Annotated in this window: 10 protein-coding genes; 1 reads left to right on the top strand and 9 read right to left on the bottom strand. The window is 60.4% G+C overall.

Translation table 11 applies throughout. The features are described 5' to 3' along the window. Positions 1-26: 26 nt before the first annotated feature. The 9 genes from ABVT35_RS23535 to ABVT35_RS23495 form a co-directional block, all read right to left on the bottom strand. Complete coding sequence (locus ABVT35_RS23535) at positions 27-452, bottom strand: DUF3291 domain-containing protein (RefSeq protein WP_368469858.1); 426 nt, start codon at positions 450-452, stop codon at positions 27-29. Between the two features lie 67 nt (positions 453-519). Next, positions 520-1815 (bottom strand): glycerate kinase, encoded by a 1296-nt coding sequence (locus tag ABVT35_RS23530; RefSeq protein WP_368469856.1) that lies wholly within the window; start codon positions 1813-1815, stop codon positions 520-522. A gap of 6 nt (positions 1816-1821) precedes the next feature. Beyond that, positions 1822-2799 carry a CoA ester lyase gene (locus ABVT35_RS23525; RefSeq protein WP_368469855.1) on the bottom strand — a complete coding sequence of 326 codons (978 nt, stop codon included), beginning with the start codon at positions 2797-2799 and terminating at the stop codon, positions 1822-1824. Between the two features lie 12 nt (positions 2800-2811). Continuing rightward, positions 2812-4113: a serine hydroxymethyltransferase gene (gene glyA, locus ABVT35_RS23520; RefSeq protein WP_368469853.1), complete on the bottom strand. Its 1302-nt coding sequence runs from the start codon at positions 4111-4113 to the stop codon at positions 2812-2814. A gap of 22 nt (positions 4114-4135) precedes the next feature. Beyond that, positions 4136-6775 (bottom strand): phosphoenolpyruvate carboxylase, encoded by a 2640-nt coding sequence (locus tag ABVT35_RS23515; protein WP_368469852.1) that lies wholly within the window; start codon positions 6773-6775, stop codon positions 4136-4138. Further along, entirely contained in the window at positions 6775-7746 is a 972-nt protein-coding gene (locus ABVT35_RS23510; RefSeq protein WP_368469851.1) for a 2-hydroxyacid dehydrogenase, read from the bottom strand. The genes ABVT35_RS23515 and ABVT35_RS23510 overlap by 1 nt, the downstream gene beginning before the upstream one ends. Then, positions 7746-8636, bottom strand: coding sequence for a succinate--CoA ligase subunit alpha (gene sucD / locus ABVT35_RS23505; protein WP_368469850.1), 891 nt, complete (start codon positions 8634-8636; stop codon positions 7746-7748). Before sucD ends, ABVT35_RS23510 begins: the two co-directional genes overlap by 1 nt. Next, complete coding sequence (locus tag ABVT35_RS23500; RefSeq protein ID WP_368469848.1) at positions 8633-9832, bottom strand: malate--CoA ligase subunit beta; 1200 nt, start codon at positions 9830-9832, stop codon at positions 8633-8635. Before ABVT35_RS23500 ends, sucD begins: the two co-directional genes overlap by 4 nt. Before the next feature lie 9 nt (positions 9833-9841). Continuing rightward, positions 9842-11086, bottom strand: coding sequence for an aminotransferase class V-fold PLP-dependent enzyme (locus ABVT35_RS23495; RefSeq protein WP_368469847.1), 1245 nt, complete (start codon positions 11084-11086; stop codon positions 9842-9844). A 217-nt stretch (positions 11087-11303) separates the two neighbouring features. On the opposite strand from ABVT35_RS23495, the gene ABVT35_RS23490 reads away from it, so the two are divergent. Next, positions 11304-11948: a response regulator transcription factor gene (locus ABVT35_RS23490; RefSeq protein ID WP_368469845.1), complete on the top strand. Its 645-nt coding sequence runs from the start codon at positions 11304-11306 to the stop codon at positions 11946-11948. Positions 11949-12009 lie beyond the last annotated feature (61 nt).

Here is a 12009-nt window from a genome sequence, read left to right as displayed (position 1 = left end):
CTGCTGCCTTCGGAAACGCTGTCCGTTCAAATGAACGACCAGGAATATGAACCGCTTGAGTTTCCGTCAGCTTTTAACAGTTTCAGCCGATCAAAGGCTTCTTTGAAGCTCGGCCGGGCGGTGTCCTCAACGTCCCAGATTACCAGTTGCGGTTCATCGATTTCCTCAAACCATTCCGCCCGTCTGTCGTAATATGAGCCATGGTCCGGGCCGAATGTGTATTCACGAAGGTCTTCGACGGAGCGCCAAACCGACACTGTCGCGGAAAACCGGTCGTCATAACCCAATGCAGCGAGCTGTCTCGCCGCTTCGTCGTCCGGCATGCGCCAGATAAACCCGGGATGCGCTTCCGCCTTTCCGTACACGGACGGAAGACTATCCATAAACTCGGCCATTCGCGGATTGTCCGGTGCGTATTTCATCCGGCCCCAGTTCATCTGTGCGATTGCCATCGCTTCCTCCCAAAAAAATCGGATTTCCAAACTCTGATGATGTCGTGGGTTCTCTCCGCCGGTGCGCTCAAGTGGGAGTGTCACAATGCGCAGCCCACAAAAACACCTGTATGTCGGCGACGTTGGTTCCGGTCGCGCCGGTTAGCAGCAGATCACCCGCGGCGGCCAGTGCCGCATTGCTGTCATTGTTTAACAGCATCGCTGCCGGATCCGCGTCCGATGCGATAATGCGCGCGCAGGTTTGCGCATCTGCCAGGCCACCGGCGGCCTCGGTCGGACCATCGCGTCCGTCGGTTCCGCCGCTCAGAAAAACCCACTCCCGGTCCGTGCCGAAGGTATCGGCCAACATCGCAATCCGCAGCGCCAGTTCCTGATTTCGTCCTCCAAGACCGTCACCGGCGATCTGCACCGTGGTCTCTCCTCCAAACAACAGGGCGACAGGGGAGGCGGACTTTTCAGTCAGGGCTGCACGGGCTATGGCGCCGGCAGCGTCGGACACATCGCCGGTCAGGCGATCTGACACGATTCTTGCCGGAAAGCCCCTTGAAGCTTCCGCGCAAGCAGCCTCCAGACTGAGCCGGTTCGAGCCGATCAAATGGTTGCGGACTTCCCGAACGGCTTCTTTGTTTTCCTCCTCACACTCCAGGTGGGTTTGTATGGATGCGGGCAATCTGCTCCAGATGCCTGCCTCTTTACAGACTTGCCGCGCCTCGGCCCGCGTGCCGATCGGCGAAACGGTGGGGCCGCTGGCGACCGCGCGCAGGTCATCGCCGATCACATCCGACAGGATATAACTTGTTACCGATGCAGGCGCCGCAAGCCTGAGGAACCCGCCTCCCTTCAGCTGGCTCAGCTGCTGACGTACCAGGTTCATTCGTACGATATCCGTCCCCGAAGACAACAGCAGCCGGTTGACCTGAGCCTTTTCCTGCAGGCTGACGCCGGCCACCGGCGCCGGGGCGAGTGCCGAACCGCCGCCGGAAATCAGCGTAATCACCTGATCATTTTCGGTCGTGGATGAAAGCATCCCGATTATGTGCCGGCCCGCCAACAATCCGTTCTCGTCCGGCACGGGATGTCCGGCCCGGATGACCGTAGCCCCTGGCACTTCCATGTCGTTTTCGTAGTTGGTGACGGCCATCGCTTCATGGTCACCGGCCACATATTGCAAAGCCTCGCACAGCATGGCGGGCGCCGCCTTGCCGATGGCAATCAGTATGGTGCGCCCACCCCTTGCCGGTGTCGGGAACGGATTCGCAGCCAACCGGTTTCGCATTGCAAGAGAAGGATCTGCAGCCTTTACGGCCCGGTCGAATATCGCCCGGGCCCTTTGGCGAAGATGGATTTGTTTCCGCGCCGTCACGCGAAATCAGCCGCCTGAAATCTGGCGGGCCTTCTCGACCATTACCTCGGCTTGCCGGATGGAGGCATAATCGATCAGGCGGCCGTCCAGCGACACTGCGCCTTTGCCTTCGGCAGCGGCCTCTGCCATCGCTTCCAGGATGCGCTGGGCTTTGGTGACCTCCGCCTCGGACGGGCTCATCACCTCATTGGCAAGGGCGATCTGGCTGGGGTGAATGGCCCATTTGCCCTCACAGCCAAGAACGGCGGCGCGTTTGGCCGCCGCGCGATAACCGTCCGGGTCCTGAAAATCGCCGAACGGGCCATCGATCGGACGCAGACCGTTTGCTCGTGCCGCAACGACCATGCGGGCCAGCGCATAATGCCACATATCGCCCCAGTGCATATCGCGACTTCCATCGGGGGCAGGGTCGGTCAGCACCGAATAATCGGGGTTGACGCCTCCAATGATCGTCGTGCGTGCCCGCGTGCTGGCAGCATAGTCGGCGACGCCGAAATGCAGGCTTTCGTTGCGCTTCGAAGCCGCGGCGATCTCATGAACATTCTGCATGCCGAGCGCGGTTTCGATAATATGCTCGAATCCGATCCGCTTCTTGTATCCCTTCGCGTCTTCGATCTGGGTGACCATCATATCGACGGCGTAGACATCGGCCGCGGTCCCGACCTTGGGGATCATGATCAGGTCCAGACGCTCGCCCGCCTGTTCGACCACATCCACCACGTCCCGGTACATGTAATGCGTATCGAGGCCGTTGATGCGGATGGACATGGTCTTGTTGCCCCAGTCCACTTCGTTCAGCGCCTGAATAATGTTCCTGCGCGCCTGCTCCTTTTCGTCAGGCGCAACCGCGTCCTCGAGATCGAGAAAGATGATATCGACATCGGACTGTGCCGCCTTCTCGAACATCTGCGGTTGGCTGCCCGGTACGGCCAGTTCGCTGCGATTCAAGCGCGCGGGCGCCTGCTCGACGGGGAAGAAACTCATGTTTCAGGCTCCTCAGACTTGAGCTTGTTCATAAATCGGGAATCGTGCACACAGATCGGCGACCCTGGTGCGGACGTTTGCTTCCACTTCCGCGTTGCCGTCTTCACCCTTTGCGGCCAGCCCGTCGACCACTTCGACGATCAGGTCGGCGATCTGCCGGAACTCGGCCTGGCCGAAGCCGCGAGTCGTGCCGGCGGGCGTGCCCAGGCGGATGCCTGAGGTTACGGTGGGCTTTTCCGGGTCGAACGGGATGCCGTTCTTGTTGGTTGTGATGCGGGCGCGGCCCAGGGCCCTGTCGACGATATTACCCGTCACACCCTTGGGACGCAGGTCGACCAGCATCAAATGGGTGTCTGTGCCGCCGGTCACGATGTCCAGACCGCCCTTGATCAGTTGATCTGCCAAAGCGTCGGCGTTGGCGCGCACCTGGCGCATGTAGTCCTTGAACTCGGGACGCAATGCTTCGCCGAAGGCCACGGCCTTGGCCGCAATCACATGCATCAGCGGGCCGCCCTGTAGGCCCGGAAAAATTGACGAGTTGACTTTTTTTGCGATGGCCTCGTCGTTGGTCAGGATCATGCCGCCGCGCGGTCCTCGCAAGGTCTTGTGCGTGGTGGTGGTCACCGCATGGGCGTGCGGGAAGGGCGAGGGATGCTCGCCGGCGGCAACCAGACCGGCAAAGTGGGCCATGTCGACAAGAAGATAGGCGTTGACCATGTCGGCGATTTCGCGCATGCGCGCGAAGTCGATGACGCGCGGAATGGCTGAACCGCCTGCGATGATGAGCTTTGGGTGGTGCTCCCTGGCCAGCGCTTCGATCTCGTCATAGTCGATTAGATTGTCCTCGCGGCGCACGCCGTATTGCACGGCATTGAACCATTTGCCCGACTGGTTCGGGGCGGCGCCATGGGTCAAGTGGCCACCCGAGGCGAGGTTCATGCCGAGGATTGTGTCTCCCGGCTGCAGCAGTGCCATGAACACGCCTTGATTGGCCTGCGAGCCGGAATTGGGCTGCACATTGGCAAACTCGCAGCCGAACAGCTGCTTGGCGCGGTCGATGGCAAGGTTTTCGGCCACGTCGACATATTTGCAGCCGCCATAGTAGCGGCGGCCCGGATAGCCTTCGGCATATTTGTTGGTCAATACCGAACCCTGGGCTTCCATGACAGCGGCCGAGACAATGTTTTCGGACGCTATGAGCTCGATCTCGTCGCGCTGGCGGCCAAGTTCGCCCGTGATCGCTGCCTGGAGCTCGGGGTCGCGACTGGCGAGGGCTTCGGTGAAGAAACCGTCAAAACGATGATGTGTGTTCACGGTGCTTGTCTCCTTGATTTTTCTAGCCGGTCCAGCCGAGGCCGGCCGAGATGGCGTTCATGGATTGCAGGAGCGGCACGGGCACAGCGGTGCCCTGATCGCGGCCACGCGATTCGTGCAGCAATGCCACCTGCAGGGCGTTTATCCGGTCGAGATCTGCGCGTTTTCTGTCAAAGCGTTCGCAAAAACGCGGGAAACGGTGTCCGATGGCCTGCGATTTGGTCAGGAAATGGACGCCGTCGCAGGCCCGTTCGTATTCGGTCTTGATGGCACCGAATACGCTGCGACGCGTATCCGGTTCGCTAACCAGCGAAGCGTATTCGCCGGCGATTGTCATGTCCGTCTGATAAAGCGATTTCTCGATCTCATCGACGATGAGCCTGAACAGTCGTGATTGCTGGAACAGGTCATGCAGAATCTGGTCACCGCGCGCGCCGCGGAAACGCCGAAAACTGTGAACTGCGGCACCGAAACCATACCAGCCGGTGATCAGGTGGCGGTTTTGCGACCAGGCAAACACCCATGGTATGGCGCGCAGATCGTCAAGGCTTTGGGCGCCAAAGCGGCGGGTCGGCCGCGAGCCGATTTTAAGCCGCGCCAATTCCTCGACCGGGCTTGCCTGTTGGAAATAGTCGAGAAACCCTTCCATCTGAAGGAGTGAGACATAGGATGTCTGGGACAGTCCGGACAGCGAATCCAGCGCGTCTTCGAATTCCGGACGGGGAGGTGTTTCGCTCGGTTCGGCCGAGTGCCGCAGCGTATTGGCAAGCAGGAGCTCCAAGTGCGCCGCCGCCGTGCCGCGATTGGCGTATTGCGCGGATACGACCTCGCCCTGTTCGGTGACCCGCAGGCGGCCTGATATGGTTCCGGCAGGCTGTGCGGCGATTGCCCACCTTGCCGGTGCACCGCCACGACTGACGGACCCGCCGCGACCATGGAAAAAGGCTGCGCGAAACCCCTGATTTTCGAGGACAGAGACGATTTTCCGCTGTGCCCGATCCAGCTCCCATGTCGAGCACAGGAAACCGCCATCCTTGCTGCTGTCGGAATATCCGAGCATGACCTCGATGGTCTGGCCCCTGGTTTTCAGGCTGCGCCGGGCAAGCGGAACGTCAAGCAGCGCCTGAAGGATGGATGGAGCCTTGCGCAAATCGTCAATCGTCTCGAACAACGGCACCACCGCGAGATCCAGTGTCTCGGCTCCAAACCCGGCATAGCGCGCCAGAAGGTAGACACCAAGAATGTCGTCGGCGGACCGGGTCATGGAAAGGATAAACGGACCAACGGCCTTTGGATCCGGCTCGGTGTAGGCAGTATTCATCAATGCCAGTAGCTCGAGCAGTTCGCGCCCCTGATCCGTCAGCTCGTCTGTTTCAATGCGCTGCAACTCAGGATCGGCGAGTTCATGGCGCAGGCGCTGCGACCATTCACTAGTCCCGTAAACCGGAAGCGGTCCCGGTTGTTTTTCCCAGATTTCTGAAAGGACTGCTGTTGTCACGGTCGAATTTTGGCGAATATCCAATGTCGCAGTCCGGAAGCCGAATACTGATGCTGACCTGCGCAACCGGCGGATATAGCGCTGCGCCAGAGGTTCGGCATCGACGGCACAGAGCGCGGCATCCAGCGTGTCGAGGTCGGAAAGAAACTGGCCGATATGAACATAGACCTGTTTCCGAAGACGGTTTGCAATTGCCGATACGGCCTGTCGGAAGAGTTCATTCGGATTGCGCGTCGCCACGGGGCTGCCCTCAATGACGGCTTGCACCTGCGACCGGTGGGGCTCGGGCAGCGACAGTATCTGATCGCTAATGCTCAATCGGCTGGCGGCTTTGGCCAGCGATTTTTCATAAAGCTCGAAGGCCAGTTCGCGGCCCCGCCGCAGCGCCTGGGCGGTGGTTTCCACCGTAACGTTGGGGTTTCCGTCCCGATCCCCGCCAATCCAGCTGTGAAAGCCGATCTGGGGCGCAGCCGGTGCGGAATCTCCCAAGGCCTGTCTTGCAGCCTGATCGAAGCGTTCCAGCACTTGCGGCACTGCTTCGAAAATGCTGTCGCGGAAAAACTGGAAGCCCCACTCAATCTCGTCGTTCAGGCTGGGACGCGTCAACCGAAGCTCGCCGGTGAGCCAAAGCAGGTCGATCTCGGCTTCGATGTCGCCCAGCAGTTCAGCTCTTTCAGCCGGGGTCCAGCGTTGGGATTCAAGGCTGACGAGACAACGATAGATCCGACGGTGAATCTCCAGAACCGTGACGCGCTTGGCTTCGGTCGGGTGGGCGGTCAGGGTCGGACCGACACAAAGGGAGCCGGCGACTTCCCGAAAACGTTCCGCACTGATGGACTTGGAGGACAGAGCCTCCGCAAAGCCGCCTTTGACAGCTTCCGCCCCCAGATTTGTCTCGGTCTGACGCCTGTCGCGGACGGCCGCGTTCTCTTCGATGATGCGCAACAGCTGAAACCAGATGGACAGCGCCTGAAGGTAGGGCGTGGCTTCCTTGCCCAAGGGGATCGCGGTCGGGGATGAGGCGTCGGCCCAGGATGCTACGTGCGGCGCGCGCTTGAGTAGAATATTGCGCCACAGGGCGCGCAGTTCCGCGCACAAACCGTCAGCATAGGCTGAACGGCCATAGGCATCAGAACGAAGATCATCCCGAACCGCAACGTGCATCAGATCACACGGTCCCTTGGGTCGCGGCCCTCGAAGAAGTCGGTCAGATTATCAAGAACGCGGAATCCCATTGCCTCACGCGCTTCCCGTGTTGCGCTGCCCAGATGCGGCAACATCACGAGATTGTCGCATTGTATGAGATCCGGATTGATTCTCGGCTCACCGTCAAAGACGTCCAGTGCCGCGCCCCCGATTGTTTCGAACATCAGCGCCTGGATCAGGGCAAGCTCGTCGACGACCTCTCCGCGCGCGGTGTTGATCAAAAAAGCGTCGGGCTTCATCAACTCCAACCGTTGGGCATTGATGAGGTGCCGGTTCCCGGCGCCACCGGGGCAGTGCAATGAAACGAAATCGCACTGCGGCAAAAGCTCTTCGATGCTGTCAACCTGCGTTGCGTCGCACTGCGCCAAGATGGCGGGATCGACGCGGCTCCGGTTTTGCACGATGATCTTCATGCCAAACCCGTGATGAGCCCGGCGGGCCATTTCCTGCCCGATGCGGCCATAACCGATGATCCCAAGTGCCTTGCCGCTGACCTTGGTTCCAACCAGATGCGTCGGACGCCAGCCGGTCCAGCCGCCGGCACGCAGTTCACGCTCACCCTCGCCGGCACGACGGGCCGCCATCAAAAGCAGCGTCATGGCGAGATCCGCGGTGCATTCAGACAGCACGTCGGGCGTATTGGTGACGGTCAGCCCCAGACTGCGCGCCGTTTCTTCGCAGATGTGGCTGTAGCCAACACCGTAATTGGCGAGGATCCTTGTCTTGGAGGTGGGCACATTAAGCGCTTCGGCGGTCAGCTGGTCCGTGACGGTGGGCAGCACCGCATCATAGTTTTTGAGCGCCTCCCGGATCTCCGCCGGCGTCAGGGGCTTGTCGCCGGCATTGAGCACCGCGTCGAAATTTTCCGTCAGCTGAGCCTCTACTGCCGCAGGCCAGCGGCGGGTAACCAGTACCGAGGGTTTTACCATCACGCAGCCTCTTTCATGACATGGGCGATCGTATCCCCGATAACGGCCGGGTTCTCGGCCACGGTGACGCCCACTGCGGACAGAATTTCGACTTTTTCCGACGCGCTTTCGCCGAAAGCCGAGATGATCGCGCCGGCGTGCCCCATCGTACGGCCCTTCGGGGCGGTCATGCCCGCCACATAGGCGATTACGGGCTTGGTGATATGGTCGCGGATATATTCGGCCGCCTCGGCCTCCTGCGGACCGCCGATCTCACCGATCATGGCAATCACATGTGTCTCATCGTCCTGCTCAAAGCGCTCCAGGATATCCCTGAAGGACGATCCGTTGATTGGATCTCCACCGATGCCAACGCTTGTGGACACACCGATGCCGTGCTCCTTGAGCTGTGCCGCGGCTTCGTAGCCAAGCGTGCCGGAGCGCCCGATGATGCCCACATGGCCGGGCAGATAAATATGGCCGGGCATGATCCCCAGAAGCGCCTTGCCGGGGCTGATCGTGCCGGCGCAGTTGGGTCCAGTCAGGACCATGCGCCTGTCGCGGGGATAACGGTACATGTAGCGTTTGACGCGGATCATGTCCTGTGCGGGGATACCGTCGGTGATGCAGACGCAGTAGCGTATGCCGCCATCGGCCGCTTCCATGATGGAATCCGCGGCAAAGGGCGGCGGCACAAAAACCAGGCTTGCGTCCGCACCGGTGGCTTCGACGGCCTGTTTCACGGTGTCGAAAACCGGCACGCCTTCAACTGACTCACCGCCCTTGCCGGGCACCACGCCACCGACAACGTTTGTGCCGTATTGCAGCATGTCCTTGGTGTGGAAACGGGCCATGCGCCCGGTGATGCCCTGAACGATGATACGGGAGTCGCGGTCGAGGAGAATGCTCATTTCACTGCCCTTATCTTGGTGCTTTGGGTGAGATCGTTTTGCCAGGCGCCCACGGCACGCTCGGCAGCCTCCATCAGCGTCGTTGCGCGGATGATCGGCAAACCGGACTTGGCGAGGATTTTTTGTCCCTCTTCAACATTGGTACCTGCCAGGCGGACAACGACGGGAATATCGATCTGCAGCTCTTTCAGCGCTTGCACGACACCTTCGGCGACCCAGTCGCAACGGTTAATACCTGCAAAAATGTTGACCAGGACGGCCTGCACGTTGCTGTCTGAAAGGACCAGACGGAATGCCTTGGTAACCCGCTCAGGGGATGCGCCTCCGCCGATGTCGAGGAAGTTTGCCGGATCGCCCCCGGCCAGCTTGATCGTGTCCATGGTCGCCATCGCCAGACCGGCGCCATTCACGATGCAGCCGATATTTCCATCGAGCCCGACATAGGAAAGGCCACGGTCGGCAGCACGGCTTTCGCGCGGGTCTTCCTGCGACTTGTCGCGCAGCTCGCTGATCTGCGGATGGCGGAACAGTGCGTTGTCGTCAAAGCTCATCTTGGCGTCCAGCGCCACGACGCGGTTGTCGCCGGTGATGACCAGCGGGTTGATCTCGACCATGGTTGCGTCGAAATCGCGGAAGGCCCGATAGCAGCCTTCGAGCGTGCGCACCATGTTCTGGATCAGCGCCGGCTCAATGCCGAGATTAAAGGCGATCTCGCGGGCCTGGAACTCCTGCAGGCCGACTGCCGGTTCGACCGTCGAGCGCACGATGCTCTTGGGCCGCTCGGCGGAAATCTCCTCGATTTCCATTCCGCCCTCGGAGGAGGCGACGATCATCACGCGCTGGCTGGAGCGGTCGAGCACAAAGCCCAGATAGATCTCGCGGTCGATCTGCACAGAGGATTCGACATAGACACGGTAGATGCCCTTGCCTTCCGGGCCGGTCTGATGGGTAACCAGCTTGCGCCCGAACATGTTGTCGCAGGCCTCGTAGATCTCCTCCTGGGACCCGCAGATCTTAACGCCGCCCGCCTTGCCGCGGCCACCCGCATGAACCTGGGCCTTGACGATCCATTTGTCGCCTCCCAACTCGCGGGCGCGATAGGCGGCCTGTTCGGGGCTGTAGGCCAATGCGCCGGTCGGCACCTCGACGCCGAAATTCGAGAGAATTTCCTTGGCCTGGTATTCGTGGATATCCATTGTTTCCTCCTATTGCGCGGCAACGGCCGTCGCGTAGTGCTTGTCGAGGATCGCGTCGACCGCGGCCTGATCCACATCCGCCCCCAAGGCCCGCATCGCGTCGGCGAAGCGCCTGACGATCTCCCAGATGGCGGAGGGGCGCAGCTGGTTCAGGATACCAATGCGGATCTGCACGGGAGCCGAAAGGGTCGGCCAGATGCCGAAGCCCTCGGCGCGGCAGTTCTGCACAAGTTCCATCTCGCGCCCGGCAAGATCACCCGGCAGGTTCAAAACGACGAGGCTGGTCATGTCCGAGGTTACCTCGCAGCCCATGGCAGCGACGGCCTCGCGCAGGGCGGCTTCGTGCATCCGGTAGGATTCGGCGCGGTTGGCGCGCCCTTCCTGAAGGGTGAGGCGCAGCGATTCATGGAAGGCGGCAACCGCGTAGCCGGAATGGGTGCGGTGATAGGTGCCCTTTTCGACATCGGCACCGTCGATGATGCCCCAGTGGCGCGCCTCGAAGATGGGGTTGTGCACGTAGGTGTAGGCGCCGCTTGCCCTGAGCGAGGCGATATAGTCATCACGGAAGCTGACCGGCGCATAGGTGAGTGGCAGGCAGCACAGACCCTTCTGCGGGCAGGATGCCCAGCCGGCGACGCCCGGATAGTCGTCGATGGAGAAATCCTCGACGCCAAGCGAGGAAACGGCATCGACCAGCCCCATCACGCCATGGCGTTCGCAGGCATCGGAAAAGCCCTGGATGTCGTTGATGCGGCCCGAGCCGGTTTCCCAATGCGCCATGAAGGCCCATTTCGGCTTGTGTTCGGCAAGGGCTGCTTCCACAATTTCGCCGGTTACGGACTGGCCGTGCGGCACCTCGATCACGGTTACGCTGGCCGCCTGCGGATTGAGCGAATCCGCGGCCAGTTCTGCCGGGGTCGCCGCCTTGATCCGCAGCGTCAGCGCGTCGATTCCCGAGAATGTGCCGTTTGAAAAGGCAACCACCTTGTCACCCGGCATAACAGCTGAGAACATCGCGTCGAGGCCGCTCCAGCCGGTGCCTGCCACGGCAAAGGTATGGGTGTTTTCGGTGCCCCAGATTTCACGCAGCATATGCTTGCATTCGATCATCCCCCGAAGGACATCACCTTGCATGTGATCCGCGACACCGGCGCTGGCAAAGGCCTGAAGTACACGCGCATCGGTGTTGCCAGGTCCGGGACCCGCGGCAAGCGTCTCGGGGATCTCGAGCTGGGGAAAAATCTGGAGTGTCATCAGGTCATATCCTCCGCTGGGGACCGCTCGGCCCCGTTTAATTTGGTGGCGTATAGAAAAACCCGGGCTTGCCCGATGACACAACGTAATTTACTACTGCTTTTGGGTATCTAAATGGGTAGCGATTGACCTACCCGAAAGTATAGGTTTTTCCAATAACGCGACATTTAAGCCCATTCAAACGGGTGGTTTTTTAAAAATACAAACGTGAAAACAAATGGTTGAGGATCACAAGACGCCGATCAACATATTGCTTGCGGACAGCAATCCGCTGGTACTTTCGGCCATGTCCGAGATTTTCGAGCGGGATCCGCGTTTCTCTCTGGTGGCCACATCCGCAACAGCCGAGGGCTTTCTTGGAATTGTGATGCGGGTGCCGGTACAGGTCGGTGTGATCGACTGGAACCTGCCTGTCCTGGGTGCGGCGAAGTTGATCGAAGTGCTGCGCGAAAACGAAAACGCGCCCCGTTTTGTGGTTTATGGCGACGCTACGGGGGACTTTCCCAGACTTGCGATGCAAGCCGGAGCAGCAGGATTTGCACCACGGTCAGGCGAGGTTGAGGGGTTGCTGGAGACCTGTGCCGACGTGGCTGCCGGAAAAATGGTGTTTCCGTTCGTTGACGTGCGCCAGATGCAACAGGATCCGATTTACAGCCTGTCGCGCAAGGAACGCCAGATTTTGGAGGCCCTGTCCAATGGCATGTCCAACCGCGAACTTTCAAAGGCACTGCAGATCTCGACCAACACGGTCAAATTTCATCTTTCGAACATCTACGAAAAGCTCTCCGTCAAAAACCGGGCGCAGGCGATCGTCTACTTTTATTCATCACAGTTGTCGGGCGAAAAGAGCGGTGACGGGTGAAATAGATTCGTTCGCCTTTGAAAGGCGTGCGCAAATTTGCCGATATCCGGATGCCGGCTCT

This window comes from Hoeflea sp. TYP-13 (assembly GCF_040932035.1).
Taxonomy (GTDB): domain Bacteria; phylum Pseudomonadota; class Alphaproteobacteria; order Rhizobiales; family Rhizobiaceae; genus Hoeflea_A.
This window is presented reverse-complemented; position numbering and strand designations above follow the sequence as displayed.

What these genes read in the sequence shown, in the direction of transcription:
- ABVT35_RS23535 (WP_368469858.1), bottom strand. Translation starts at nt 452, where the DNA reads ATGGCAATCGCACAGATGAACTGGGGCCGGATGAAATACGCACCGGAC.
- ABVT35_RS23525 (WP_368469855.1), bottom strand. Translation starts at nt 2,799, where the DNA reads ATGAGTTTCTTCCCCGTCGAGCAGGCGCCCGCGCGCTTGAATCGCAGC.
- ABVT35_RS23515 (WP_368469852.1), bottom strand. Translation starts at nt 6,775, where the DNA reads ATGCACGTTGCGGTTCGGGATGATCTTCGTTCTGATGCCTATGGCCGT.
- ABVT35_RS23510 (WP_368469851.1), bottom strand. Translation starts at nt 7,746, where the DNA reads ATGGTAAAACCCTCGGTACTGGTTACCCGCCGCTGGCCTGCGGCAGTA.
- sucD (WP_368469850.1), bottom strand. Translation starts at nt 8,636, where the DNA reads ATGAGCATTCTCCTCGACCGCGACTCCCGTATCATCGTTCAGGGCATC.
- ABVT35_RS23500 (WP_368469848.1), bottom strand. Translation starts at nt 9,832, where the DNA reads ATGGATATCCACGAATACCAGGCCAAGGAAATTCTCTCGAATTTCGGC.
- ABVT35_RS23495 (WP_368469847.1), bottom strand. Translation starts at nt 11,086, where the DNA reads ATGACACTCCAGATTTTTCCCCAGCTCGAGATCCCCGAGACGCTTGCC.
- ABVT35_RS23490 (WP_368469845.1), top strand. Translation starts at nt 11,304, where the DNA reads ATGGTTGAGGATCACAAGACGCCGATCAACATATTGCTTGCGGACAGC.